The sequence below is a fragment of the Microbacterium sp. CCNWLW41 genome (genome assembly GCF_037083505.1).
This window is the reverse complement of sequence record NZ_JBAOJP010000001.1, coordinates 1,491,536-1,518,096: the sequence shown is the minus strand read 5'-3', so window position 1 is coordinate 1,518,096 and position 26,561 is coordinate 1,491,536. Positions and strand designations below refer to the sequence as shown.

General features: G+C 72.8%; 22 protein-coding genes. 6 read left to right on the top strand and 16 right to left on the bottom strand.

What is annotated here, in order from left to right; all coding sequences use genetic code 11:
* Positions 1-11 precede the first annotated feature (11 nt).
* The 4 genes from V6R91_RS06685 to V6R91_RS06670 all read right to left on the bottom strand — a co-directional run bounded on the left by V6R91_RS06685 (position 12) and on the right by V6R91_RS06670 (position 4,047).
* The gene (locus tag V6R91_RS06685; protein WP_336394800.1) at positions 12-1,385 is read right to left on the bottom strand and encodes an FAD-dependent oxidoreductase; all 1,374 of its coding nucleotides are present in this window, start codon (positions 1,383-1,385) and stop codon (positions 12-14) included.
* Between the two features lie 101 nt (positions 1,386-1,486).
* Positions 1,487-2,542, bottom strand: coding sequence for a polyprenyl synthetase family protein (locus V6R91_RS06680; RefSeq protein ID WP_336394799.1), 1,056 nt, complete (start codon positions 2,540-2,542; stop codon positions 1,487-1,489).
* A gap of 55 nt (positions 2,543-2,597) precedes the next feature.
* On the bottom strand, positions 2,598-3,335 hold the full coding sequence (locus tag V6R91_RS06675; RefSeq protein WP_336394798.1) for a demethylmenaquinone methyltransferase: 738 nt from the start codon (positions 3,333-3,335) through the stop codon (positions 2,598-2,600).
* A gap of 82 nt (positions 3,336-3,417) precedes the next feature.
* Positions 3,418-4,047: a DUF402 domain-containing protein gene (locus V6R91_RS06670; RefSeq protein ID WP_336394797.1), complete on the bottom strand. Its 630-nt coding sequence runs from the start codon at positions 4,045-4,047 to the stop codon at positions 3,418-3,420.
* A 22-nt stretch (positions 4,048-4,069) separates the two neighbouring features.
* Here V6R91_RS06670 and V6R91_RS06665 point away from each other — a divergent pair, with 22 nt between their 5' ends.
* On the top strand, positions 4,070-5,359 hold the full coding sequence (locus tag V6R91_RS06665) for an isochorismate synthase (protein ID WP_336394796.1): 1,290 nt from the start codon (positions 4,070-4,072) through the stop codon (positions 5,357-5,359).
* A 43-nt stretch (positions 5,360-5,402) separates the two neighbouring features.
* Here the strand turns inward: V6R91_RS06665 and V6R91_RS06660 are convergent, their stop codons facing one another.
* The 4 genes from V6R91_RS06660 to V6R91_RS06645 form a co-directional block, all read right to left on the bottom strand.
* On the bottom strand, positions 5,403-7,061 hold the full coding sequence (locus V6R91_RS06660; protein ID WP_336394795.1) for a DUF885 domain-containing protein: 1,659 nt from the start codon (positions 7,059-7,061) through the stop codon (positions 5,403-5,405).
* Between the two features lie 79 nt (positions 7,062-7,140).
* The gene (locus V6R91_RS06655; RefSeq protein ID WP_336394794.1) at positions 7,141-8,004 is read right to left on the bottom strand and encodes a PPK2 family polyphosphate kinase; all 864 of its coding nucleotides are present in this window, start codon (positions 8,002-8,004) and stop codon (positions 7,141-7,143) included.
* A 63-nt stretch (positions 8,005-8,067) separates the two neighbouring features.
* Entirely contained in the window at positions 8,068-9,894 is a 1,827-nt protein-coding gene (gene menD, locus V6R91_RS06650) for a 2-succinyl-5-enolpyruvyl-6-hydroxy-3-cyclohexene-1-carboxylic-acid synthase (RefSeq protein WP_336394793.1), read from the bottom strand.
* Position 9,895: 1 nt separating this feature from the next.
* Entirely contained in the window at positions 9,896-10,384 is a 489-nt protein-coding gene (locus V6R91_RS06645; protein WP_336394792.1) for a PLDc N-terminal domain-containing protein, read from the bottom strand.
* A 103-nt stretch (positions 10,385-10,487) separates the two neighbouring features.
* Here V6R91_RS06645 and V6R91_RS06640 point away from each other — a divergent pair, with 103 nt between their 5' ends.
* Positions 10,488-10,817 (top strand): DUF4229 domain-containing protein, encoded by a 330-nt coding sequence (locus V6R91_RS06640; protein WP_336394791.1) that lies wholly within the window; start codon positions 10,488-10,490, stop codon positions 10,815-10,817.
* Between the two features lie 27 nt (positions 10,818-10,844).
* Here the strand turns inward: V6R91_RS06640 and V6R91_RS06635 are convergent, their stop codons facing one another.
* On the bottom strand, positions 10,845-11,828 hold the full coding sequence (locus V6R91_RS06635) for a 1,4-dihydroxy-2-naphthoate polyprenyltransferase (RefSeq protein WP_336394790.1): 984 nt from the start codon (positions 11,826-11,828) through the stop codon (positions 10,845-10,847).
* An 84-nt stretch (positions 11,829-11,912) separates the two neighbouring features.
* Between V6R91_RS06635 and V6R91_RS06630 the strand changes: the two genes are divergently transcribed.
* Positions 11,913-12,320, top strand: a complete 408-nt coding sequence (locus tag V6R91_RS06630) for a VOC family protein (protein WP_336394789.1) — start codon at positions 11,913-11,915, stop codon at positions 12,318-12,320.
* Positions 12,321-12,338: 18 nt separating this feature from the next.
* Here V6R91_RS06630 and V6R91_RS06625 read toward each other — a convergent pair whose 3' ends face one another.
* Both V6R91_RS06625 and V6R91_RS06620 read right to left on the bottom strand, forming a co-directional pair.
* Positions 12,339-13,493: an AMP-binding protein gene (locus tag V6R91_RS06625; RefSeq protein WP_336394788.1), complete on the bottom strand. Its 1,155-nt coding sequence runs from the start codon at positions 13,491-13,493 to the stop codon at positions 12,339-12,341.
* Positions 13,494-13,593: 100 nt separating this feature from the next.
* Positions 13,594-14,517 (bottom strand): 1,4-dihydroxy-2-naphthoyl-CoA synthase, encoded by a 924-nt coding sequence (locus tag V6R91_RS06620; protein ID WP_442928107.1) that lies wholly within the window; start codon positions 14,515-14,517, stop codon positions 13,594-13,596.
* A 111-nt stretch (positions 14,518-14,628) separates the two neighbouring features.
* Here V6R91_RS06620 and V6R91_RS06615 point away from each other — a divergent pair, with 111 nt between their 5' ends.
* Together V6R91_RS06615 and V6R91_RS06610 are read left to right on the top strand one after the other, a co-directional pair.
* A complete protein-coding gene (locus V6R91_RS06615) occupies positions 14,629-15,177 on the top strand; it encodes a hypothetical protein (RefSeq protein WP_336394786.1) in 549 nt (182 codons plus the stop codon).
* 1 nt (position 15,178) lies between these two features.
* The gene (locus V6R91_RS06610) at positions 15,179-18,622 is read left to right on the top strand and encodes an ATP-binding cassette domain-containing protein (protein WP_336394785.1); all 3,444 of its coding nucleotides are present in this window, start codon (positions 15,179-15,181) and stop codon (positions 18,620-18,622) included.
* Positions 18,623-18,732: 110 nt separating this feature from the next.
* Here V6R91_RS06610 and metH read toward each other — a convergent pair whose 3' ends face one another.
* The 4 genes from metH to V6R91_RS06590 all read right to left on the bottom strand — a co-directional run bounded on the left by metH (position 18,733) and on the right by V6R91_RS06590 (position 24,709).
* Positions 18,733-22,365, bottom strand: a complete 3,633-nt coding sequence (gene metH / locus V6R91_RS06605) for a methionine synthase (protein WP_336394784.1) — start codon at positions 22,363-22,365, stop codon at positions 18,733-18,735.
* A 185-nt stretch (positions 22,366-22,550) separates the two neighbouring features.
* Complete coding sequence (locus tag V6R91_RS06600) at positions 22,551-23,348, bottom strand: LLM class F420-dependent oxidoreductase (protein WP_336394783.1); 798 nt, start codon at positions 23,346-23,348, stop codon at positions 22,551-22,553.
* 52 nt (positions 23,349-23,400) lie between these two features.
* Positions 23,401-24,372, bottom strand: coding sequence for a permease prefix domain 1-containing protein (locus V6R91_RS06595; protein WP_336394782.1), 972 nt, complete (start codon positions 24,370-24,372; stop codon positions 23,401-23,403).
* A gap of 1 nt (position 24,373) precedes the next feature.
* On the bottom strand, positions 24,374-24,709 hold the full coding sequence (locus V6R91_RS06590; RefSeq protein ID WP_336394781.1) for a PadR family transcriptional regulator: 336 nt from the start codon (positions 24,707-24,709) through the stop codon (positions 24,374-24,376).
* A gap of 99 nt (positions 24,710-24,808) precedes the next feature.
* Between V6R91_RS06590 and V6R91_RS06585 the strand changes: the two genes are divergently transcribed.
* Entirely contained in the window at positions 24,809-25,810 is a 1,002-nt protein-coding gene (locus V6R91_RS06585; RefSeq protein ID WP_336394780.1) for an o-succinylbenzoate synthase, read from the top strand.
* 6 nt (positions 25,811-25,816) lie between these two features.
* Here V6R91_RS06585 and V6R91_RS06580 read toward each other — a convergent pair whose 3' ends face one another.
* Entirely contained in the window at positions 25,817-26,455 is a 639-nt protein-coding gene (locus tag V6R91_RS06580) for a TetR/AcrR family transcriptional regulator (protein ID WP_336394779.1), read from the bottom strand.
* Positions 26,456-26,561: the final 106 nt, after the last annotated feature.

Genomic DNA, 26,561 nt, shown 5'->3' with positions numbered 1-26,561 from the left:
GGGGGCGGCGGTCACTCCCCGCGGGAGATCGTCACCATCTCGTCGCGCGGCACGACCTTGACGCGGGCACGCTCGTGCGGCGCGCCGAGCGCCATCTCGTGCTCGTCCAGGCGGTGCCAGCCCTCGAGGTCGGTCCACTTCACGCCGCGTGAGGCCAGCAGCTCGGGGATCGCCTCCTCGGACGGGTCGGCCGGCTGCCACCAGGTGCCCTGATCGTTGATCAGATGGCGGATGGTCTCCATGGCGTCGGACTTCGTGTGACCGATGAGACCCACCGGCCCGCGCTTGATCCAGCCGGTGGCGTACACGCCGTTCACGCGCTGGTTCGAGTCCTTGCTGAGCACCTGGCCCTCGCGGTTGGGGATCACGCCGTGCTTCTTGTCGAACGGCACGCCCGGCAGGGGCGAGCCGAAGTACCCGACAGCGCGATAGATGGCCTGGATCGGCACCTCGCGCAGCTCGCCCGTGCCGACGACGCCGCCCTCACCGTCGGGCCGCGTGCGCTCGTAGACGAGGGCGGCGACGCGGCCCTCGGCATCCGTCTTCACCTCGATCGGCTTGGCGTAGAAGTGCAGATGCAGGCGACGGGATGCCGTGCCGCCGGCGTTGTTCACCGAATCCCGCTTGCGCCACGACTGCAGCACGCGGTCGATGACCATGACCTGCTTGTTGCTGGCGATGGCTGCGCGCGACGCCTCGTCGTAGTCGAAGTCCTCGTCGTAGACCACCATGTCGACGTCGCGCAGTTCGCCGAGCTCTCGCAGCTCCAGCGGGGTGAACTTCACGTTCGCCGGGCCGCGCCGGCCGAAGACGTGGACGTCGGTGACCGGCGAGGCCTTGAGGCCTTCGTACACGTTGTCGGGGATCTCGGTCGGCAGGAGGTCGTCCGCGTGCTTGGCGAGCATGCGCGAGATGTCGAGCGCCACGTTGCCGTTGCCGATGACGGCGACGGATGCCGCATCCAGCGGCCACTCCCGCGGCACGTCGGGGTGCCCGTCGAACCAGCTCACGAAGTCCGCGGCGCCGTACGAGCCAAGGGCGTCCATGCCGGGGATGTCGAGGTCGGTGTCGCGGATCGCGCCGGTGGCGAAGATGACCGCGTTGTAATGGCGCTTGAGGTCTTCGAGGGTGATGTCCTCGCCGAAGCGGACGTTGCCGAAGATGCGGATGTCGCCGCTGTCGAGCACCTCGCGCAGGGCCGTGATGATGCCCTTGATGCGCGGGTGGTCGGGCGCGACACCGTAGCGGACCAGGCCGTAGGGCGCCGGGAGCTGCTCGAACAGGTCGATCGACACGTCGAACTTGCGCTCGGCCTTCAGCAGGATGTCAGCGGCGTAGATGCCCGCCGGGCCTGCGCCGACGATCGCCAGCCGGAGCTTGGTCATGGTGGTCCTTTCGGGGAGGAGCGGCTTCGCGTGCGGCCTTCGCCTGAGCGTGTCGAAGGGCTCGGGGCCCGACCCCTCGACGTGCTCAGGGACCGGGGATGCTAACTGGAGCGATCCGCGACGGCCTGGGCGAATCGGGTCAGGGCCTCGCGCACCGCGCCGTCGGGCAGCGGCGCGAGGGCGTCGATGGCCTGCTGCGACCACGCGTGCGCGAGGTCCAGTGTCGCGTCGGTCGCCTCGTGCTCGCGCAGCTGCGCGAGCGGCTCGTCCAGGAGCGACGGGTCGGCGCCGTCGGCGATGCGGGCGACGCCCCCGTCGATGCGCTCGCGCAGTGCGACCGAGCCGGCATCCGTCCGCTGTCCGAGCACCAGATAGGGCATGGTCGGCACGCCGGCACGCAGGTCGGTGCCGGGGACCTTGCCGGTCTCATCGGGGTCGGCGGAGAGGTCGATGACGTCGTCCAGCAGCTGGAAGGCGACGCCGGCCTTCTCGCCGAACGTCATCATCGGCTGCTCGAACTCCTCGGGGCCGTTGGAGAAGATGATGCCCGACTGGGCTGCGGCGGCGATGAGCGAGCCGGTCTTGTCGGACAGCACCTGAAGATAGAACTCGACGCGATCGTCGGTCTCGGCCGGCCCGACGGTCTCGTGCATCTGCCCGAGGACGAGCCGCTCGAACGTGTCGGCCTGCAGCCGGATGGCGCGGTCGCCGTGACGAGCCATGATCTGGCTCGCGCGGGAGAAGAGCAGGTCGCCGGTGAGGATGGCCACGCTGTTGCCCCACACCGCGTGCGCGCTCGGCACGCCACGGCGCTTGTCCGCGGCATCCATCACGTCGTCGTGGTACAGCGAGCCCAGGTGGGTCATCTCCAGCGCGGTGGCCGACTCGATCACTTCGTCGGTGGCCCCGTCGCCGAGCTGGGCGGTCAGCAGGGCGAGCATCGGGCGCACCCGCTTGCCGCCGGCGTCGTAGAGGTAGCGGCTCGTCGCATCGGCGAGCGCGTCGGTGACGCGGAGCTCCCGCTCGAGGGCGCTGTCGACGCGCTTCAGGCCCGCCTCCACCGTCTTGAGCAGGGTGCGCGAGCGCGCGCCCGCGAAGACGCGGTCGGTCAGGCCCAGCTTGCCCGCGATGCGCGAGCCCGGCGCGGTCGGTGTCACACGCCCAGCCTACCGGGGGTGCGTTCGGGCTCGGCTCGCGCGGGCCTCCGCCCGCTCACCGGCTCCGCGGCTTGGTGGCGCGATGCAGCGCCACGATGCCCATCGACAGGTTGCGGTACGCGACGCCGGTCCAGCCGGCCTCGCGGATCCACGCCGAGAGGGTCCTCTGATCGGGCCAGTCGCGGATCGACTCGTTGAGGTAGTCGTACGCGTCGGCGTTCGAGCTGACGGTCTTGGCGACCACCGGCAGCACCCGGTCGTTGTAGAAGCGGTAGAGGCCGTTGAACGCCTTCGACGGCGGGTGCGAGAACTCGCAGATCACGAGGCGCCCCCCGGGCCTGGTCACCCGCAGCAGCTCGCGCAGCGCCTTCTTCGGCTCGTTCACGTTGCGCAGCCCGAACGACATCGTCACGGCGTCGAACTCGTCGTCGCCGAAGGGCAGGTCGGTCGCGTCCGCCTGGACGAACGAGAGGTTCCGGATGCCACCGTGCCGACGCCGGCCCTCGGCGATCATGCCCGGGGAGAAGTCCGCCGCGACGACGTCGGCGCCGCGGCCGGCCAGCGCGACGCTGGATGCCCCGGTGCCGGCGGCAAGATCGAGGATCCGCTCCCCCTGCCGCGGTGCGACCGCCCGCGTGGTCGCGGCGCGCCACAGACGGTCGTTGCCCATGCTGAGCACGGTGTTGGTGCGGTCGTACCCCGCGGCGACCTGGTCGAACATGCCGCTCACGCGCGACGGGTCCTTGTGGAGGTCGGCGCGGTTCGGCTCGTGATCGGACGGGTCGGATGCCACGGGTCCGAGTCTATGCCGCGTGCTCGGGTGGCAGCGGGACGGCGCCTCGACGGCCGGCGCGGGCGCCGACGCGCCGTCGCCGTCAGGATGCGCGGCCGAAGGCGGCGAGGCGTCCGAGCCAGTGCGCCGCGGTCGCATCGTCGAACGGCGCCTCGTCCGCGCGGACGCGCCGCTCGAGGTCGAGTGCCACCGCCTCCAGCCGCTCGACGACGTCAGCGGGGTAGCCGTACGTGATGCGGTGCTCGTCCCATTCGTCACGGTCCTCGATGTAGACGTCGCCGGGCTGCCGCAGCACCCCCTCGCGGTCGATGTACGGCGCGTCGGGCATGCGACGCACGACGTCGAGGTCCATGTCGATGCCCGTCGGCTCACCGGCGCTCCACCGCACGTCCCACGCGAGGTCGATGTACACGCGCGTGCGGTGCGGTGCCGCGTTGTGCGTGAAGGCGTACTCGCCGCTGGGCGGGACGAGCGTCACGTTGTCGTTCTCGGCGACCATGTCGCGCCCCGGACGCGAGCTGCGGTCGCCCGCGTGCTGCCCGAACCACTCCCCCCAGCGGTCGCTGCCGAGGTACACGCACTCGTGCAGCCAGTGGGGCGAGCCGTCCCACTTGCGCCAGCGGAACCACAACCGCGTCCCGGGATCCGGGCGCTCTGCGGGGCCTGCGGCGGGGGGCCGTGCGGCGGGGGGCGGTGCGGCGTCCTCGGTCACCTCGCGAGTCTAGGCTGGAGGGGTGACATCTTCGCACCGCCCGCTGGCGCTGGTGGTCGAGACGCGCGAGATCGACCCGGTCGACGACCTCCTCGCCTACACGTCGCCCTCTGCGCCCCTCGCCTGGCTTCGTCGGGGCGACGGCATCGTCGGGATCGGCGACCTGGGCGGCTACGAGAGCGGGCCGGCCGACGCGCGGGACGCGTCGCGATCCGAGAGCCCCGCCGACACCTGGCGGGCCATCGCGGCCGCCGCGCACGTGGACGACCCGCTGCGCCTGCCCGGCACGGGGCTCGTCGCCTTCGGAACCCTCGTCTTCGACGAGCGCTCGAGCGGAACCAGCCGGCTGATCGTCCCGGAGGCGATCGTCGGCCGTCATCGCGGCCGGTCCTGGATCACCCGGATCCGCCGCGACGACGCGTCGCCGCACGACCCCCTGCCCGTGGAGCCCACCGCCTACGGCCCGTACTGGTCGGCGACCCTCGGCCCCGGCACGCTCGATCCCGAGGGCTACCAGGCCACCGTGCGCCGGGCGGTCGAGGCGATCCGCACGGGCGGCCTCGAGAAGGTGGTGCTCGCCCGCGACCTCGTCGGCACCATTCCCGGCGGCACCGATCTGCGGCGCCTCGTCCGCGCCCTCGCCGACGACTATCCCGACACGTGGACGTTCGCCGTCGACGGCCTGATCGGCGCGAGCCCCGAGACGCTCGTGACGGCGTCACGCGGAGTGGTCACGGCCCGGGTGCTCGCCGGGACGATTCCGCGCGGCACGGACGCGCACCGCGACACCGAGGCATCCGCTTCGCTCTCGCACAGCGCGAAGGACCTCGAAGAGCATCGCTACGCGGTGCAGAGCGTGCTGGACACGCTCGGCCCCCACGTCCGCGACCTGCGCGCGGATCCCGAGCCGTTCACGCTGAAGCTGCCCAACCTGTGGCACCTGGCCACGGACGTCGCGGGCGACCTCGCCGACCACGCCTCGTCGCTCGACCTCGTGGCGGCGCTCCACCCCACCGCCGCGGTGGCGGGGACGCCGACGGATGCCGCGGTGGAGCTCATCCGCCGGCTCGAGCCGTTCGACCGCAGGCGCTATGCCGGCCCCGTCGGGTGGATCGATGGGGAGGGCAACGGCGAGTGGGCGATCGCGCTGCGCTGCGCGCAGATCGGCCCGCGCTCGGACGCCCCCGCGCAGGGCGGCACGATCCCCGTCGTCGCCCACGCCGGCGCCGGGATCGTCGCCCAGAGCGACCCGGACGCCGAGCTGCTCGAGACGCGGGTCAAGTTCCGTCCGATCGTCGACGCGCTGGCATGACGGGGCCGCCCCTCCCGAAGGGGCCGGAGCGAGAAGCCGCGCTTCACCGCGCGATGAGCCGTCGCAGCGGATCGAGCCCCATCGGACCCAGCGCCAGCGCGTCGCGATGGAAGTCCCGGAGCGAGAAGGCGGCGCCGAGCTGCTCCTGTCGAGCCGCGCGAGCCTCAGCCCACAGTCGCGCCCCCACCTTGAACGCGAGGGCCTGACCCGGCCAGCCGAGGTAGCGGTCCACCTCGAATCCGGCCAGCGCCGGTTCCACGAGCGCGAGGTCGATCAGCATGCGTCGCGCCAGCGCGGGCGTCCACTCCCGATCGGCCACCAGCGCATTCGGAGGAACCGGGCGCCCGGTATGGAGCCCGATGTCGGCGACGATCCGGACCGCTCTCCAGATCTGCCCGAGGAGAAGGCCCAGTCGCTCGGCGTCATCCCGGATGAGCCCCAGCTCGTCGGCCAGCTGCTCGGCGTAGTGGGCCCAGCCCTCGGCGTAGCCGTGCACGTGGCAGAGATGGCGCTGCCACGGATGCAGGTCCGGATACGACGCCGTCAGCACGAACTGCAGATGGTGCCCCGGGACGCCCTCGTGGTGGACGCTCGTGACCTCCTGCCAGCTCGACACGACGGGCACGCCGCTCGGGATCGTCCACACCACGCGCCCGGGAGTCGAGCCGTCCGGGGCGCCCGGGGTGTAGTACACGACGCCGGAGGCGGCCTCCGAGACCAGGCACTCCACCTCCCGCACCGCGGCCGGCAGATCGAACGCCGGTGCGATCGCATCGATGGTCTCGTCGACGCGGGCGGCGAGCCAGGCCCGGATCGACGCCGTGCCCTCCAGCCGGCGGCGAGGGTCGCCGTCGAGCAGGGCGGCCGCGGCCCGCACCGGATCGTCGCCGGTGCCCCCGAGCCGGAGGGCCAGCGAACGGGCCTCGGCGACGAGGCGCTCCAGCTCCGACCAGCCGTAGGCATAGGTCTCGGCGACGTCGATGCGCGCCCCGAGCATCCCGGCGGCGAGATCGGGATAGAGCCGCTCGCCGACGCCGTCCTCCACCGGCGCCGCGGGGCGCAGCTCGTCCCGGAGCAGGGTCACGAGCTCGCCGAGCGCGGCCCCGGTCTCGTCGGCAGCGCTGCGCACGCGCGCGGCGGCTGCGGCATCCGTGCCCTCGGCAATCGGAACGGCGCCGAACCAGTCTCGGTCGATCCATATCTGCACCTGGTCCGCGAGGGTGTCGAGCTGGCGGACCGGCGCGACCCCCGGGCCGGCGAAGCGCGCTGCCTCGTCGCGTGACCACCGCAGCGCGGCGATGTACCGGCGCACGGCGAGCGGGGCAGCCTCGAGCCGGCGCAGCAGGGCCTCGCCTGCGGCATCCGGTGTCACCGTCAGGCCTTCCACTGCGTAGCGCACGAGGTGCACCGGGGTGGCCAGGCCCGCGACGAGCCGCGGGGTGAAGCCCGAGTCGAAGAGCAGTCGCTCGCGTTCGAGCCGCTCGCGCAGCGCCGCGCGCAGCACCTCGTCGCCGGCGGGCGCCGCGTCGAGGGCCGCCAGCGTCTCGCGCTGGAGCTCGTGCCTGCGCTGCAGCCACTCGGGACCGAGGTCGGGCAGCGCCGGACCCTCGAGCCCGACCGCGAGGGCGGCGTCGGGCTCGTGGCCGGCGAGCTCCCGGACGTAGGCGTCGGCGATGGCGCGCACGGGGTCGGTGTCTGTCACCGCACCAGGCTATGCGCCGTCCGCCGCGACTCCGCGCCGCGCGCCCGCGCCGCCCTGGGGCGCGATGCCGTCGTGCCGCTCAGCTTGCGGCGAGCCGCTTCTTCTCCTCCTCGACGTCGAACGTGGCCGTCGGCCACTGCGGGTCGATGTCCTCGAGGGCCTCCAGCAGCAGGTGCTGCACGGCCAGCCGCGCGTACCACTTGCGGTCCGCCGGCACCACGTACCAGGGCGCGTGGTCGGTCGACGTCCGCTCGAAGACCGTCTGGTAGGCGGCCATGTACTTGGGCCACAGCGCCCGCTCGTCGACGTCGCCCGGGTTGTACTTCCAGTGCTTGTCGGGCCGCTCGAGGCGCTCCATGAGCCGGTCCCGCTGCTCGTCGTGCGAGATGTGCAGCATCACCTTGACGATGCGGGTGCCGCTGTCGGCGATCCGCTTCTCGAACTCGTTGATCGCGTCGTACCGGCGCTCGATCTCGTCCAGCGGCGCCAGCGATCGCACGCGGCCGATCAGGACGTCCTCGTAGTGCGAGCGGTCGAACACCCCGATCATGCCCGATTCCGGCAGCCGCTTCTCGATCCGCCAGAGGAAGTCGTGCTCGAGCTCTTCGGGCGTGGGCTTCTTGAACGCGGCGAGGTCGACGCCCTGGGGGTCGACGGAGCCGACCACGTGGCGGATGACGCCGCCCTTCCCGGCGGAGTCCATCGCCTGCAGCACCAGCAGGACGGCCGCGTCCGTCGCGTCGACGCGGCTGCGGGCGTACAGGCGCTCCTGGTACTCGTCGAGCTCGGCCGCTCCGGCGGCGAGATCCTCGGCGGCTTGATCCTTGTCTTCGCCGTACCCGGGCGTGGCGCGGGTGTCGACGTCGGCGAGGACGAAGCCCTCCCCCACCTTGAGGAGATCGGCGACGTCGCCGCTCCAGTGCTTCTGACTCGACGCGATCATGGAGCCATCATGGCGTGCCGGAGCCTGCGACGGCCAGGATCGGCCGACGGGCGACGCCGAGGCTCAGCGGTCGAGGGGGACCTCGATGAGCTGGCGCCCGCCGACGGGCGAGGTGAGCGCCTGATCGAGTGCGGAGCGGGTCGTGACCCGCCGGTAGTCCCAGCCGTACGCCGCGGCGAGCTCCTCGAGGCGCACCGCGTGCGGCGTGAAGAGGACGCGATCCATTACCTCGCGGCCGGCGACCGACGCGACCTCCAGTCCGTCGAAGATCGTGCCGCCGCCGTCGTTGCCCACGATGACCTGGATCCGCGGCTCCTGCTCCTGCGGCGGCAGCAGCAGCGCCCCGACGTCGTGCAGGAGGGCGAGGTCGCCGAGCAGCACCCGGGTGACGCCGGGTCCGCCGCCGGCCTGGCTCGCCACCGCGATCCCCGTCGCCGTCGCGACCGTCCCGTCGATCCCGGCGAGCCCGCGGTTCGCATGCACCGGGACCTTCTTGCCCGGCAGCACCTGATCGGCCACTCGCACGAGACGCGACGAGCCGAAGACCAGGCGGTCGTGGGGCCAGGTGGCGCGCCACACCGCGTCGACGAGCCCGGCACGGTCGATCCGAGCCCGGATGACCGACAGCTCGGCGGCGATGGCCCCGAGGCGCTCTCCGGGCACCGCCGACGACAGGCCGTCGGCATCGGGCGCGGGCGGAGTGAGATCGACGGATGCCTCGCGCGAGGCGTGCATCCACGCGCCGAGCCACGCGCGATCGGGGTCGCCGGTCGCCACGGCGATGCGATCCGCGGCGAGGGTCGAGCCGTTGAGGTTGAGCGGCTCGCCGGGCCCGCGGACCGCGACGACCTCGATGTCGGGGTCGGAGAGCAGCGCGGCCGCCTCGCGGCTGAGTGTGGGGTGGCCGAGGACGACCGCCCGCTCCACGCGCCCGCCGAGCTCGGGGTCGCGCAGCAGCGCCCGGTAGCCATGCACGAGGTGCCGTCCGTAGCGCGCGCCGCTCACGATCTCGGCGATGAGCGGCCAGCCCCCGACGTGGGCGAGCTCTTCGGCGTCGGGGCCGGCGTCTGCGCCCGCGATCACCACCGTGCGGGGTCCGCGCTCCAGCACGTGGGGCGCGCCCTCGGGCTCGGTGGGGACGTCGGACTCGCCGATCCCGCCGCCGCCCTGGTAGAGCGCGCCGGATGCCTCGTCCTCCGGGTCGGCCGCCACCGGCGGGCCGTCCGGGTGCCCCACGACCGTCGCCTGGAGCTCTGCCGCCGGGACGCCCAGCCAGGCCGGGAGGACGCCCGCGAGCGGCTCGCGGTAGGGAAGGTTCAGGTGGACCGGACCGGGCGACCGGGTCCCGGCGCCGAGTGCGGCCGCGACGGCCTCCTCGGCGACGGCGCGCAGCATCGCGCTCTGCTCGGTGTCGCCGTCGGGATCGGTCGCCTCGGGGACGGGGACGTCGGCTTCGAACCGGACCGTCGGAGCGAACATCCCCGGCTGACGGGTGGTCTGGTTCGCGCCGACACCGCGCAGCTCCGGCGGGCGGTCGGCGGTGAGGAGCAGCAGCGGCACCCCGGCGTGGTGGGCCTCGAGCGCCGCCGGCAGCAGGTTCGACACGGCCGTGCCCGACGTGCACACGACGGCCGCCGGCATCCGGGTCTCCCGTGCGATGCCGAGGGCGGTGAATCCTGCGACGCGCTCGTCGATCCGCACGTGAAGCGCGATCGAGCCGCGTCGCTCCAGCTCGGCGGCGACGAGGGCGAGTGCCTGCGAGCGCGACCCGGGGCTGAGCACGACGTGACGGACGCCGAGCTCCACGAGCCGGCACAGCAGCGCGGCGGCGGCGTCCGTCGCGGGCGCACCGCCGGAGGGTGCGCCGGCGGCGCTGTGGACTGTGCTCACGTCAGCCGATGATCCCGCGCTGACCGCGGGCGTCGTCGTCGCCGTCCGCGGGGCGGATCGGCGGCTTCGCGGGCGGGATGCCGGGGGCGGCCGTGCCTCCCGCCGCCGCGGTGCCCGGCGCGGGCGCCTCGTCGGATGCCGAGGGGGCGGCCGGCGGGTTGAAGCGCGGGTCGTCGTCCTCGGCGTCGAGCTGGGCGAGCTCCTCCTCGAGACGGCGGATGCGCTCGTCCTGGTCGCTGATGGTGCCGATGCGGCCGAGGAACTCGGGGTCGTCGTCGGGTGCCCGGCGGGCGGCGGCGGACGAGCCGCGCGCGCGGCCGACGATGAGCCAGAGGATGCCGCCGAGGACCGGCAGCAGCACGACGATGAGGAGCCAGACGGGCTTGCTGACGCCGCGGTGCCGGGTCGGGGGCTGCACTGCGCAATCGACGATGGTGAAGACCCAGAACGCGGTCGCCACCAGGGCCAGAATCAGCAGCACCCGAGGCATATCCCCATCCTAGGCGGGCATGGCCCGGCGCGGGCGGTTCGCGATCCGTCCGTGACTTAACCGTCGCCCGAGCCCCGGTCGCGGTGAAACGTAGGATGGACGGGTGAAAGCGCGCTCGGCCATCGTCTACTCGGTGCTGCGGCTGCTGGCGTTCCTCGTGCCGTTCGGCATCCTCATGCTGTTCCCGGTCATGCAGACGTACTACTGGCTCGCAGCGATCTTCGCCGCCCTCATCGGGCTGAGCCTGTCGCTGCTGTTCCTGCGCAAGCCGCTCGAGGACGCGACGTCGGGGCTCGCCGCACGCCGCACCGAGGCGCGCACCGCTGTGAGCGACGAGGACGCCGAGGATGCCGCGGCCGATGCCGCAGCGTCGCCCTCCGCGCCCGCGGCTCCCGCCCCGCACGAGGCGGAGCGGCCGGACTCCCGGTCCTGACTCGCTTCCCGCCGGGCGACGGAGGGGTCAGCCGATGAAGGCCCACATCAGGGACGCGCCGTAGGCCACCGAGGTGAGCGACGTCAGTCCCAGCGCGACGACGAGCTCCCGCGGGATCCGGTAGGTCCACACGATGAGGATCGCGGGCAGCGCCGCGAGCAGCGCGAGCAGCGTCAGCCACGCGATCGGGTAGCCGATCCACGCGAGGAATGCCGCGATCGCGAAGGGCACGAGGACGAACATCGAGAAGAGCCACCGCGTCGCGGTGCGCCCGATGAGCACCGTGAGGGTGCGCTTGCCGGCGGCGCGGTCCTGGTCGATGTCGCGCAGGTTGTTCGCCAGCAGCACGGCGCAGGCGATGAGGCCCGCGCCGACCGCTCCGAACCACGCCTCCTGGGGCAGCGCGAGCGCCTGCACCCAGGTGGTGCCGAGCGTGGCGACCAGGCCGAAGAACACGAACACGAAGACCTCGCCGAGGCCGTAGTACCCGTAGGGCCGCTTGCCGCCGGTGTAGAGCCACGCGGCGACGATGCACACCGCGCCGACGGCGATGAGCCACCACTGCTGCGTGCGGATCGTGATGGCGAGACCGGCGATCGCGGCGATCGCGAAGAACGCCAGCGCCACCAGCAGCACGGTGCGCGGCTTCGCCTTGCGGCTCGCCGTGAGGCGCACGGGTCCGACGCGGTGATCGTCGGTGCCGCGGATGCCGTCGCTGTAGTCGTTGGCGTAGTTGACGCCGATCTGCAGCGACACCGACACGATGAGGCAGAACAGGGCGATGACCCAGTGGAAGACATCGGTGACGAGGATCGCCGCGCCCGTGCCGATGAGGATCGGCGTCACGGCGAGCGGCAGGGTGCGCAGGCGCGCCGCGCCGATCCAGTCGGCCGCGGTCGCCGGCTGCACGCGGTCGGGGGCGCGCGACACGTGCGCCTTCTGCGGGTTGCCGCGCGGGTGCTGCTTCTTCCGACCGGCGGTGCTGCGCTTCTTGCTGGGGGTTCCTGCCACGAATGCACATCATAGGCGCCCCCGGCCCGGGCCCCTGTGCGCCACCCCCTCGCATGGGCGCGGCGCAGCACGCAGGATGGGGCCATGCTGAGCATCGGATCGACCGTCCTGACCGTGGAGGACATCGGACGCGCGGGCGACTTCTGGCGGGCCGCGCTCGGGTACGTGAACCGCCGGGAGCCGAGCGACGACTGGGTGGTGCTCGACCCGCCCGGCAAGGAGCACTGGGCGGCCCCGGGGGCGAGTCTCGCGCTGTCGGTGACGGGCTACCCGCAGCACTATCCCCCGCGCATCCACCTCGACCTGTACGCCGAGGATCAGGCGGCGGAGGTCGAGCGGCTGCTCGGCCTCGGGGCGCGCGAGGTCGACTGGGACGACTACCCGGAGGACGCGGACTGGATCGTCCTCGAAGACACCGAGGGCAACCGGTTCTGCGTCGTGCAGACCGGCCCCTACCCGCCGTCGGCCGGGCCCGGTGCCACCCGGTCGTGACGGGCGGCCGGTCGGCGGTCAGTGCAGCGCGAGGACGGCGCGCCGGATGGCCTCGCGGTCGGGCTTGCCCGACGGCAGCAGGGCCAGCTCGTCGACCAGCACGAGGCGCGACGGCCGCGCGTGCGGGCCGATCTCGGCCTGCACCGCGGCGCGGGCCTCCTCGAGCTGGACGGCTTCGCTGCGACGGAGCACCTCGCCGCGCGAGGCCACGACGACGGATGCCTCGCCCCAGCGGTCGTCCGGAACCCCGACCACGACCGCACCGGCAAGGCCCGGGATGCCGCGGACGATCCGCTCCACGCGGTCGAGCGACACGTTGACGCCGCCGGACACGATGACGTTGTCGATGCGGCCGCGCACGCGCAGCACGCCGTCCTCGAGCAGCCCGGCGTCGCCGGTGCGGTACCACCGGGTGCCGTCGCGTTCGCGGAGGAAGGCCGCGGCCGTCAGCTCCTGCGCACCGAGGTAGCCGTCGGCGAGCGTGGGGCCTGACACCTGGACCTCGCCGCGCTCGATCCGCAGGCCGACGCCGCGCAGCGGCACGCCGTCGTAGACGCAGCCGCCGCTGGTCTCGGTGGACCCGTAGGTGCGCACGATGCGCGCGCCGATCGCGTCGGCGCGTTCGAGGGTCGCGGCCGGCAGCGCCTGGCCGCCGATGAGGATGGTCTCGAACGAGCGCAGCGCGGCGAGCACCGCGGGGTCGTGCTCCGCCGCGTCGAGCAGCTTGGACAGCTGCGCGGGCACGAGGGACGTGTAAGTGGGGACTCGTTCGCCCCGATCGGTCGACACCATCATGAGCGCCGTTGCCGCGAATGCCTGCGGCGTGAACGCGCCCGAGAGGATCGCCGGCTCGCGGTCGGCGACCAGCGAGCGCACGAGCACCTGGAGACCCGCGACGTACCCCGCAGGGAGCGCCAGCAGCCACGCGCCGTCGCCGATGCGGTCGGCCGTCGCGAGCGCGCTCGCCGTGAGGGCGTCGCGGCTGAGCACCACGCTCTTGGGCACGCCGGTCGAGCCGGAGGTGGTGACCACCACGGCGGTCCCCGCGCGCACCTCGCCCGGAAGACCGCTCACGAGTCCCAGCCCCAGCGCGGGACCCGCGCCGTGGAGGGCACCGCGCAGGCCCCGCAGGATCTCGCGCGGATCGTCACCGAGGACGGGTACCAGCTTCATGGCGTGCAGCAACTCCTCACGCGCGAGCCCGACGGGGCCGACGCCGCGCGGGTCCGGCCCCGCTCGGGGCGATGCTGAGGAGTTCCGGTCATCGCCGCGCTCAGAAGTGCCAGGGGTAGGGCGACCAGTCCGGGTCGCGCTTCTCGAGGAACGAGTCGCGGCCCTCGACCGCCTCATCGGTGCCGTACGCCAGGCGGGTCGCCTCGCCGGCGAACACCTGCTGGCCCACCATGCCGTCGTCCACCGCGTTGAAGGCGAACTTGAGCATGCGGATCGCGGTCGGCGACTTCGTCAGGACGGTGCGCGCCATCGCGACGGCCTCGCGCTCCAGCTCCCCGTGCGGCACGACGCGGTTGACGGCGCCCATCTCGTACGCGCGCTGCGCCGAGTACTCCTCGGCGAGGAAGAACACCTCCCGCGCGAACTTCTGGCCGATCTGGCGCGCGAAATAGGCCGAGCCGTACCCGGCGTCGAACGAGCCGACGTCGGCGTCGGTCTGCTTGAAGCGGGCGTGCTCAGCCGACGCGATCGAGAGGTCGCACACGACGTGCAGCGAGTGCCCGCCGCCGGCCGCCCACCCGGGGATCACGGCGATGACCACCTTGGGCATGAACCGGATCAGCCGCTGCACCTCGAGGATGTGCAGGCGCCCGGCCCGTGCGGAGTCGATGCTCGCCGAGCCGCCCCCGGTCCCCGAGCCTGTCGAGGGTCCGGCCGCTTCGCCGGCCTCGGCGGGCGTCTCGTACTTGTAGCCGTCGCGGCCGCGGATGCGCTGGTCGCCGCCCGAGCAGAACGCCCAGCCGCCGTCCTTGGGACTGGGGCCGTTGCCCGTGAGCAGCACGACGCCGATGCGCGGGTCCTGGCGGGCGAGGTCCAGCGCGCGGTACAGCTCGTCGACGGTGTGCGGGCGGAACGCGTTGCGCACCTCGGGCCGGTCGAACGCGATCCGGGCGATCCGGCCGTCCTTCGAGACGTGGGAGGTGATGTCGGTGTAGCCGCCCTCGGGGGCGCCGGGCGCCGGCATCCACTCGTCTTCGTCGAACAGTTCCGAAACGCTCACCCGGCCAGCCTACGGCGGGCCGCAACCGGGCGTCATCTGCCGTCGGGCATCCGCGCCGCGGCCTAGCCTGGATCGGTGACCTCGACTCTTCGTGCTGCGGCAGCTGCCGCAGCATCCGCCGTCCTCCTGTTCGCCCTCGCCGCCTGCGCATCGCCCGCCCCCGAGCAGGCCCCGACGCCCACGGAGACCAAGACGGTGGCCGTGCTCGACGAGGCCTGCGCCGAGGACGCGGGCGTGACGGTCGTCGTCGACGCCTCGTCGCTGGAGGACGGCGACAGCAAGACCTGGTGCGTCGGCACCGACGAGACGCTCGCCGCGGCCGATGCGCTCACGCTCGTGGGGGTCGAGACCGAGGGCACCGAGGAGTACGGCGACCAGGTCGTGTGCCGTGTCAACGGCGTTCCCGCCGAGAGCACCGCGCTCACCGCGGAGGACGGCTCCGAGTACTTCGAGACCTGCGCGTCGATGCCCGCGGCGTTCGCGTACTGGGCGCTGTGGGTCAAGCCCTCGGGCGACGAGTGGGGCTACGCGCAGGAGGGCCTCTCGACGCTGCAGCTCGAGCCCGGCGACTCGGTCGCACTCCTCTTCACGGTGAACGGCGAGCCGGCCGCTCCGGCGACGTGACATGACCTTCCGGCCCGGTCCCCTGCGGGCGGCGGCGGTCCTCGCCGCCGTGTTCGTGGCGGCCCGGGTGGTGTACCGCGTGCTGTTCCACGGTGCCGACGGCGACGGCGTCGTGCTGCTGGCCCTGCCCGAGATCCGGCTGCCCGCGCCGTTCGCGCACGTCGTGCTGCTCGGCCCGGTGACGGCGGACGGGCTGTGGGATGCCGCCGCCGGCGCGCTTCCGATCGCGCTGGCGATCCTCGCCTTCGGAGTGCTGAACGCCGTCGTCGACCTCACCCGCGTGTTCGCACGCGCCTCACGGCGCGGCCCGCTCCGAGGCGTCGCGCGAGCGCTCGCGATCGCCGCGGCCACGCTCCCGTCGCTCGCCGACGGCGCCCGGGCGGTGGGGTTCGCCCAGCGGCTCCGCGGCGAGCGCGCCGGACCGCGCATGCTGCTCCCCCTGCTCGAGCGCACCCTCGAACGCGCCGGGAACGTCGCCGCAGCCCTCGAGCTTCGCGGCTTCGCGGGGCGGGGGCTCGACGGGGACTGCCTCATGCCCGTCGAGGCTCACGACGTGGAGATCGGCTTCGGGCCTGCCCGCTCGGGCCGGGGCGGACCGGAATCCGCGCCGGATGCCGTCTCGCGCGCCGACGCCCCGCGCACCGCTTCGGCGATGGCGGATGCCGCGAGCCCCGGCATACGTCTCCCCGCCGAGCTCTTCCTCCACGCCGGCACGCTGACCCTGGTGTCGGGCGCGACCGGGTCGGGAAAGTCCACGCTGCTGCGAGCGATCGCCGGCCTGCACTCGCACACCGACGGCGGCTGGATCTCCGGGTCGCTGGGCGTCGTCGGGCACGAACGTGTCCCGGTGCCGCCGCGCGACCTCGCGCAGCGCGTGGGCGTGGTTCTGCAGCATCCGCGCGAGGCGTTCGCGACCGAGCTCGTTCGCGACGAGATCGGCCTCTCGCTCGAGCTGCGCGGCGTGGCGCCCGTGATCGCCGCCGCGCGCGTGGCCGAGGTCGCCGAACGGGTCGGGGTCGCGAGCCTGCTCGACCGCCCCACCCGCGGACTCTCGGCGGGTGAGGCGACGCTCGTCGCGATCGCGGCCGCGATCGTGGAGCACCCGATCCTGCTCCTCGTCGACGAACCCCTCGCCGATCTCGACGCCGACGCCCGCCGGCGGATCGCCCGGCTGCTCGACGCGCTCGCGCACGACGCCGGCATGAGCGTGGTCGTCGCCGAGCACCGCGTCGAGTCCCTGTCGGGGATCGCCGATCTGGTACTGCGCGTGCGGAAGGGCGAGGTCGAGCCGGTCGAGCGAGGCGAGGTAGAGCGGGGCGACGGGGCTGTCGAGCGAGTCGACGGCGCCGAGGTCGAACGGGGCGGGATCGAGCGGCTCGACGGGCCTGTCGACCGGATCGACCACGACGTCCATCCGGTGGGGCCGGCATCGGCCGGGGCGGCCTCTGCGCCGCCGACGTCGGGTTCGGGGCGCTCCATAGGCGTTCGGGGCGCACCGGATGCGCCCCGAACGTACGGAGTGCGCCCCGAACCCGAGGAAGCGCCGGCGACCCTGGGCTGCGCCGGGCAGGAGCCGGTGTTGCGAGCGCGAGGCATCACCGTGCGCCACCGCGACGCGATCGCCGTGACGGGGGCGGATCTCGACCTCTACCCCGGCGAGATCGTCGCGCTCGTCGGACCCAACGGCGCCGGCAAGTCGAGCCTGCTCGCCGCGCTCGCACTGCCCGAGCGCGGGGACCATGTCTCGACGCGCGGCCGCGTGGCGCTCGTTCCGGATGCCTCCGACGACCTCTTCGTCAGCGATTCCGTCCTCGCCGAATGCGTGCGCGCCGACCGCCGCGCCGTGAAGAGGGCGCCCGACGCTGCGCGCGATCCGCGCCGGCACACGCGCCGCCTGTTCGCCGGCCGGAACGAGGAGAGCCGCCGGAACGAGGACGCCATCGGTCCCATCGATCCTCTGTCCGGCAGATCTCCTCTTCTCGTCGGCCACGGCGGCTCGTCGACTGCCGACAGGTTCGCCGGCTTCCTCGGCCTCGACCCCCGCGACGCCGAGTTCGCGGCGCGACTCGCTCGGCATCCGCGCGACCTCGCCGCCGGAGAGCGGCGCTGCCTGGCGCTGGCCATCCAGCTCGCCGCCCGGCCCCTCGTGCTCATGGTCGACGAGCCGACCCGGGGACTCGACCCCGCCGCGCGCGAGATGGTGTGGGCCGCCCTCGCATCGGTCGCCGCCGCGGGCGCCGCCGTGCTCGTCGCGTCGCACGAGCCGGGCTTCACCGCGCGCGCCGACCGCACCCTCGCGATGCACGCGGGCGTCCTCGCCGGCGAACACGCCGCTGCGACGACCGCACCGACGTCGGAGCCTGCCTCGCACGCCATGGGCGCGTCACCGGACGCCGCCTTCGAGAAGGCGTCCGGGCTCGCAACAGAGGCCGACGCGATGCCGGATCACGAAGCCGCGACGACACCGGCCGCCTACCGCGCCACTCCCGCGCGGACCGGCGACACGAGCGCGCCCCCTACGACCCCGGCCACCGCCGGAACGCCGCCGACGGCACCGCGCGGGGCTGCGGCATCCGTCCCCCTTCGGCCCCTCCCCGGGCAGCACAGCGGGCTCCGTCGGCTGCCGCTGATCGCGCTCGCGGCGGCGAACCTCGTCGCCCTCGGCGCGTTCTGCTGGCCGCTCGTCGCCACCGCGGTGCCCGAGCAGGCGCACGCCGCCGTGCCGGTCGCGGCGCTCGCGCTCGTGCCGCTGGCCGCGCTGGTCGTCGTGGCGACGCTCGACGGCACGGTGCGATCGGCGCATCTGCTCGCTCTCCTCGGCACGCTCGCCGCGATCGGCGCGGCCGTGCGCATCGCGGGCACCGGCGTCGGCGGAGTTGAGGCGGTGTTCATCCTGCTGGTCCTCGCGGGCCGCGCCTACGGCGCACGGTTCGGGATGCTCCTCGGCATGGCGACGATCGCCCTGTCGACGCTGATCACGGGGACCTTCGGCCCGTGGACGCCCTTCCAGCTGTTCGCGTGCGCGTGGGTCGGTGCGGTCGCGGGGCTCCTCCCCCGACGGTCGACCTCGACACGGCGCGGGCCTCGGCGCTCGATCCAGCATCCGGGCTCCGCGGAGATCGCGATGCTCTGCGTCTACGGCGTGGTGGCCTCCTACGTGTTCGGCCTGCTGATGAACCTGTGGTTCTGGCCCTTCGCCGTCGGGTACGGCACCGGCATCTCCTACGACGGCGAGGCGCCACTGGACGTGAACCTCGCCAGCTTCCTCGTGTACTCGCTCGTCACCTCGACCCTCAGCTGGGACACGCTCCGCGCGATCACGACGGTCGTCGGGCTGGTCGTCGTGGGGCGACCGATCCTCGCCGCCTTGCGCCGCACCAAGCCGCTCGCGTCGCGGACACCCGCCACTCGCGTACCGCGAGAGCGCGCCCCTGCCCTATCGTGAAGCGGCGTGGGTGCACACCACGCCGCCCCCGGGCATCACGGTCCAGCTCACGACGGAATGACGCGACGGATGCTGCGGGCCGCGGCATCCGCTCTCCTTCGCGTCTCGGGTCAGACCGAGAAGTACTTCGCCTCGGAGTGGTGGAAGACGAAGGCGTCGGTGGACTGCTCGGGGTGCAGCTGCAGCTCCTCGCTGAGCTCGACGCCCATGCGCTCGGGGCGCAGGAGCTCGACGACCTTGCGTCGGTCCTCCATGTCGGGGCACGCGGGGTAGCCGAGTGAGAAGCGCGCGCCGCGGTACTCGAGCTTGAACAGCCCGGCCGTCTCGGCCGGATCCTCGTGCGAGAAGCCGAGCTCGGAGCGGATGCGGGCGTGCCAGAACTCGGCGAGCGCCTCGGTCAGCTGCATCACGAGGCCGTTGAGCTCGTAGTAGTCGCGGTACTTGTCCTCGGCGAAGAGCTTGGCGGTCACGGAGTCGATGTTGGCGCCGGCCGTCACCAGCTGCACCGGCATCACGTCGACGGCGCCCGATTCGCGCGATCGCACGAAGTCGGCCAGGCACAGGTGGCGGTCGCGGCGCTGGCGGGGGAAGTGGAAGCGCAGCCGGTCGGAGCCGAGCTCGCCGCCCGAACCTCCGTCGGGCGCGAGCAGGCCGGGCACGCCGAGCACGCCGGACGGGTCGTCGCCGTGATGCAGCACCACGACGTCGTTGCCGTCCGACACGACGGGGAAGTATCCGTAGGCGACCGATGCGTCGAGCATGCCCTCGGCGAGGATGCGGTCGAGCCAGTACCGCAGGCGCGGGCGGCCCTCGGTGTCGACGAGCTGCTCGTACGAGGCGCCGTCCTCGCCGCGGCCGGGCTTGAGGCCCCACTGGCCCATGAACGTCGCGCGCTCGTCGAGGAACGCGGCGTAGTCCTGCAGGGCGATGCCGCGGACGATGCGCGTGCCCCAGAACGGCGGCGCGGGGACGGGATTGTCGGATGCCACATCCGACCGCGCCGGCATGGCCTCGGGCTCCGTGAGGGTGAGCTTGGACCCTGCGGCGTGTCGTCGCTTCTTCAGCGCCGGCAGCCCGACCGTGGCCGGGTCGGCGCCGCGCGCGATCCTCACGAGCGGCTCCATGAGGGCGAGTCCCTCGAACGCGTCGCGGGCGTAGCGCACCTCGCCGTCGAACAGCGACGCGAGGTCGTCCTCGACGTAGGCGCGCGTCAATGCGGCGCCGCCGAGGATCACCGGCCACTTCTTCGCGAGGCCGCGGGACTGCAGCTCCTCGAGGTTCTCCTTCATCACGACGGTGGACTTCACGAGCAGGCCCGACATGCCGATGACGTCGGCGTCGTGCTCCTCGGCGGCGGCGATGATGTCGGCGATCGGCTGCTTGATGCCGAGGTTGATCACGTCGTACCCGTTGTTGGTGAGGATGATGTCGACGAGGTTCTTGCCGATGTCGTGCACGTCGCCGCGGACCGTCGCCAGGACGATGCGGCCCTTGCCCGAGGCATCCGTCTTCTCCATGTGCGGCTCGAGCAGCGCCACGGCCGTCTTCATGACCTCGGCCGACTGCAGCACGAAGGGCAGCTGCATCTCGCCGGCGCCGAATCGCTCGCCGACGACCTTCATGCCCTCGAGCAGGTGGTCGTTGATGATCTGCAGCGGAGCCAGCCCGCCCTCGCGGGCGAGGTCGAGGTCGGCCTCGAGCCCCTTGCCCTCGCCGTCGATGATGCGACGCTCGAGCCGCTCGCCGACGGGCAGCGCCGCGAGTTCGGCGGCCCGCTGGTTGCGCAGGGCCGCCGTGTCGACGCCGGCGAAGAGGTCGAGCATGCGCGCGAGCGGGTCGTACGTGACGTTGCCGTCGGCGTCGTGCTCGCGTCGGTCCCAGACCAGGTCGAGGGCGACCTTGCGCTGCTCCTCCGAGATCGACGCCAGCGGCACGATCTTCGCCGCGTCGATGATGCCCGACGTGAGGCCGGCCTCCACCGCCTCGTGCAGGAACGCGGAGTTGAGCACGCTGCGCGCGGCCGGGTTGAGGCCGAACGACACGTTCGAGACGCCGAGGGTCGTGTTGATGCCCGGGTACTTCGCGGAGATCTGCCGGATCGCCTCGATGGTCTCGATCGCGTCGCGGCGCGTCTCCTCCTGGCCGGTGGCGATCGGGAACGTCAGGCAGTCGACGATGATGTCGCTCACCCGCATGCCCCACTCGCCGACCAGCTCGTCGACGAGGCGCGACGCGATCGCCACCTTGCCCTCGGTCGTGCGGGCCTGGCCGTGCTCGTCGATCGTGAGGGCGACGACGGCGGCGCCGTGCTCCTTCACGAGCGGCATGATGCGGCCGAAGCGCGACGTGGGGCCGTCGCCGTCCTCGTAGTTCACCGAGTTCACCACGGGGCGGCCGCCGATGAGCTCGAGTCCCGCGGCGATGACGGCGGGCTCGGTGGAGTCGACGACGAGCGGCAGGGTCGAGGCGCTCGCCAGGCGCGACACGACCTCGCGCATGTCGGCGGCTCCGTCGCGTCCGACGTAGTCGGTGCAGACGTCGAGCAGGTGCGCGCCGACGCGGATCTGCTCGCGGGCGATCTCGACGCAGTCGTCCCACCGCTCCTCGAGCATCGCCTCGCGGAACGCCTTGGAGCCGTTCGCGTTGGTGCGCTCGCCGATGGCGAGGTACGAGGCATCCTGCTGGAACGACACATGCTGGTACAGCGACGCGACACCCGGCTCGATCGCGGGATGCCGCTCCCCCGCGCCGCGCAGCGGGCGCAGGCGCTCGACGACCGCGGCGAGATGCTCGGGCGTCGTGCCGCAGCATCCGCCGACGAGGCCCAGCCCGAACTCGCGCACGAACTGCTCGTGCGCCGTCGCGAGCTCGGCCGGCGTGAGCGGGTAGTGCGCGCCGTTCGCGCCGAGCACGGGAAGCCCCGCGTTCGGCATGCACGCGACCGGCACCGTCGCGTGCTTCGACAGGTGCCGCAGATGCTCGCTCATCTCGGTCGGGCCGGTGGCGCAGTTTAGGCCGATGGCGTCGACGCCCAGCGGCTCGATGGCCGTCAGCGCCGCCCCGATCTCGGACCCCATGAGCATGGTGCCGGTGGTCTCGACGGTCACCTCGACGAAGATCGGCAGTCGGATGCCGCGGCTCACGATCGCCTGGCGGCAGCCGTTGATGGCGGCCTTGGTCTGCAGCAGGTCCTGGCTCGTCTCGACGAGGAAGGCGTCTGCGCCGCCGTCGATGAGTCCCTCCGCCTGCAGCGCGAACGTCTGCTTGAGGTTGTCGTAGGAGGTGTGGCCGAGGCTCGGGAGCTTGGTGCCGGGTCCCATCGACCCGAGCACCCACCGCACCCGCCCGTCGGCGGCCTCCGCCGCCTCGACCCGCTCGCGCGCGATGCGCGCCCCCCGCTCGGCGAGCTCGGCGATGCGGTCGTCGATGCCGTAGTCGCCGAGGTTCGACCAGTTCGCGCCGAACGTGTTCGTCTCGACGGCGTCGACCCCCACCTCGAGGTACGCGTCGTGGATGGCCGCGACGACGTCCGGCCGAGTGACGTTGAGGATCTCGTTGCAGCCCTCGAGCCCTGCGAAGTCGCCCTCGATCGACAGGTCGTACCGCTGCAGCATCGTGCCCATCGCCCCGTCGGCGATGACGACCCGCTCCCGCACGCCGTCCAGCAGCTGCCGCGACCGCTCGGGCCTGGGCACGCCCTCGATGTCGAGGGCGAAGCGCGGGGCAGACGGTGCGGCGGTCACCCCCGCGATCTTAGCCGCGGCGCCTCGTGCGACTGCGGTTCATGACGGATGCCGCGACGCGGCGAGCGCGGTCGGTGCGCGGCATCCGTCCCCGCCGATATCGCGCGTTCTCGTCGAGAGACCACGTCGTCGTCGCCCGGGACGTGGTCGCTCGGCGAGATCACGGTTTCTCGGCGGGAAGGAGGTCAGGCGTTCTTGGCGTCGCGCCAGCGCAGCCAGCGCTTCACCAGGTCGTAGTCCCAGTCCGGGCCGTGGAACGCGAGCGTGAAGAGGCGCACCCCGGCGGCGTGGAGCTCGTCGGCGAATCCCTCGCCGCGCTGGTGCAGCTCGTTCGAGATCACGAGATCCGACGTGTCGCGCTGCTCGCGCTCGGCCCACCGCTCGATGACCTCGAGCTTGCGCGGCAGCTCGTCGGGGCGCACGAAGCTGTGCCAGATGTCGGCGTGACGGGCGACCAGGCGCAGCGTCTTCTGCTCGCCCTTGCCGCCGATCATGACCGGGATCTCTCGCGTGGGCGCCGGGTTCAGCTTCTGCCAGCGCGCCTCGATGCGCTCCAGGCCCGCCGCGAGGTCGTCCAGACGCGAGCCGGCGGTGCCGAACTCGTAGCCGTACTCCTCGTAGTCGCGGGCGAACCAGCCCGATCCCGTCGCGAAGATGAAGCGGCCCACGCCGTCCTTGGCCGAGATGTGGTCGACCGTGCGGGCCATGTCGGCCTGCAGGTCGGGGTTGCGGTAGCTGTTGCAGTTCACCAGGGCGCCGAACTCGACGCGCTCCGTCTGCTCGGCCCACGCGGCGAGCATGGTCCAGGACTCGAAGTGCAGGCCGTCGGGGTCCCCCGACAGCGGGAAGAAGTGGTCCCAGTTGAACAGGATGTCCACCCCCATCTCCTCCAGACGCAGGACGGCGTCGCGGAACGCGGAGTACGGGGCGTGCTGGGGCTGCAGCTGCACGCCGAGGCGCACAGGAGTATCGAGAAGGGGCATGGGAAAAAGACTAGGGCCGCCGCGAGGGGGCGGTCCCCGTTCCGGCGGCTCCTCAGCGCCGTGCCCGCGCCGCCTTGAGGAAGGAGTCGATGCTGTCCCACGCGGCGATCGCGACGACGCCGAACGCGAACCCGGTCGTGACGACGGTCGTGACGGTGCCGGAGGAATCGGAAGGGATCACCGCGTCGAGAAACTCCGGGTTGACCAGCTGCTGCTGGGACAGCAGCCACAGCGCGCCGCCTGCCACGGTGAGGTTGAGGAACAGGTTCACCGTCGCCGACCCGATGTCCCACCGGCCCTTGGCGTACACCGAGATCGCCAGGAGCGCCTCGAGCACCATGACCGCGAAGAGGCCGCCGATCCACCAGGGCCACAGGCTCGGGGCGAGGAACGACATCCACCCGGTCTCGGGCGTGTACACGAACCCGACGAAGTGGTCCCACAGGATCGCGCCGGCAGCGATCGCGAGGAACACCAGCGATGCCACCAGGTCGCTGAGACCGGTGCCCCGCTCCCGGGGCTCGGGCAGGTCGTCGGGCGTCCAGCGGCTCACGAGCCCGACGTCGGCGCTGTGGGTGGACCGCTCGACGATGAAGAAGACCAGCGTCGTCCAGAAGCCGATGTGGACGATCACGCTGAGCACGACGCTGATCACCGAGCCGATGATCTCGCCGAACTCCGCCCCCGACAGCGTCTGGCCCAGCGCCACGCCGAAGGCAGCGCACACCGGAACGATCGCCCACAGCAGCTTCGTGAGGCGCCACCACGTGAGGTAGTACCGCGGACCCACCAGCCACAGCGGCCGGTCGGTGTACTGCGCGGCGAGCTTGTCGGGGTCGCCGAGCTCGACGAGCACCGCGCGCTCGGCGTCCGGGCGGGGCTCGCCCTGCTCCACGCGCGCCTCGACCTGGTCGTCGATCGATGCCCGCAGCTCGGCGGCGAGGTCGGCGCGCTGGTCGTCGGGCACCGTGCGCATGGCGGCGTCGACGTAGCGGTCGGTGAGGGTGACGGGGGTGGCGTGCATGTCAGTGCTCCTCGGGGAGTGCGTCGATCGCGGCGGCGATCGCGTGGAAGTCGTCGATGAGGGCCGCCGCCAGCCGGGAGCCGGTGGCGCTGGTGCGGTAGAACTTGCGGGGCCGGGCCTCGTCGGTGTTCCACTCGCTCGTGAGGTACCCCTGCTTCTCGAGCCGCCGAAGCAGCGGGTACAGCGTGTTGGTGTCGGTGGCGAACCCGCGCTCGCCGAGCTGCTCGAGGAGCCCGTAGCCGTAGCCCGGCTGCTCGAGGAGCCGAAGGCACGCGAGCACGACCGTGCCGCGCCGCAGCTCCTGCAGATGGGTCTCGAGGACCTCGGATTCACTCATACCCGACACGATACTGTGTGTCACACAGTATCGTCAACCACACATTGTTCTGGCGGGACTGCCCCGCGCGCGGACGGGGAGAACGGGCAGGATGGGGGCGTGAGCACTCCCGCACCCCTCCCCCCGCTCTCCGAGATCATCGCCGGCGCCCGCGTCGTGGCCCTGCCGCTCGTGACGCGGTTCCGCGGCGTCGACGTGCGGGAGGCCCTCGTCTTCGAGGGGCCCGAGGGCTGGAGCGAGTTCTCACCCTTCCTCGAGTACGGCGACGACGAGGCCGCGACGTGGCTCGCCGCCGCGATCGAGGATGCCTGGATGCCACGACCGCAAGCCCGCCGGGATTCCGTCGGCGTGAATGCGACGGTGCCGGCGGTGGACGCGGCATCCGTCCCCGCCGTTCTCGCACGGTTCGACGGCTGCCGGACCGCGAAGGTCAAGGTCGCCGAGCCCGGCCAGCGCCTGGCCGACGACGTCGCCCGCGTGCGCGCCGTGCGCGAGGAGATGGGGCCGGAGGGCCGCGTGCGGATCGACGCCAACGGCGCCTGGAACGTCGACGAGGCCGAGCGTGCCCTCCATGCGCTCGCCGAGTTCGACCTCGAGTACGCCGAGCAGCCCTGCGCGACCGTCGACGAGCTCGCGGAGCTGCGCCGGCGCGTGAAGTACATGGGCATCCCGATCGCCGCCGACGAGAGCGTGCGCAAGGCGGCCGACCCGCTCGCGGTCGCCCGCGCGGGCGCCGCGGACCTCCTCGTGATCAAGGCGCAGCCGCTCGGCGGCGTGCGGCGCGCGCTCGAGATCGTCGCCGAGGCGGGGCTGCCGGCGGTCGTGTCGAGCGCCCTCGACACGTCGGTGGGCCTGTCGATGGGCGTCGCCCTCGCGGCGGCGCTCCCCGACCTCGAGTACGACTGCGGGCTCGGCACGGCGTCGCTCTTGGCGGCCGACATCGCCGACCCGCCGCTCACCCCGCGCGACGGGGCTCTGCACGTCGGCCGCGTGAGGCCCGACCCGTCGCTGCTGGCCGCGCACGCGGCATCCGCCGACCGCACGCAGTGGTGGCTCGACCGCCTCGCGCGGTGCCACGCGATCCTCGCCGCAGCGGGCTGACCGCGGTCAGGCCGGATCGACCAGCGCGGTCGCGAGCCCCGCGGTGCGGTCGTTCACGAGCCGGTGCGTCTCGGCGGCGTCGAGGCCGGTCATGACGGCGTACGCCGACGCGTCCTCCCAGGTCTGCATGATGAGGCCCGCGAACTCGGCGGCCGGGAGCCGCAGCCGGAACCCGTACGACTGGGCGAGGCTCTCGATGAACGAGCCGACGCGCTCTGCCATGCCCTGCTGCCAGGCCACGTAGGTCTCGGCCAGCCGCGGGTCGCGCATGGCGCGGGTGCGGATCTCGCTGGTCAGCAGGATGCCCTGCTTGCGGTCGAACGCCACGTCCAGCAGCTGGCGCACCAGCGCGCCGGCCTCGAGGTTCTCCCCGCGGGACTGCAGCTCGGTGACGCGCTCGGCCACGGCCTCGATCTTCTCGCCGGCGACGCGCTCGGTGAGGGCGAGCATCAGCTCGTCCTTCGTCTCGAAGTTCGAGTAGAAGGCGCCGCGCGTGAAGCCGGCGCGCTCGCAGATGGCTTCGACGGATGCCGCGTCCAGGCCGAGCTCGGCGAACACCTCGGCGGCGGCATCCAGCAGCTTCTGCCGCGTCGCCTCACGCCTCTTCGAGGTGCCGGACGCCTCGACCACGGGGGTGTCGCTCATCGGTCCTCTCCTCTTTCACCAGTCTCACACGGACTGTTCAGCTTCGGGCGCGCAACCCGCCTTACGATACACTCATGTATCCGATACAGCGCTGTATCGACAGATC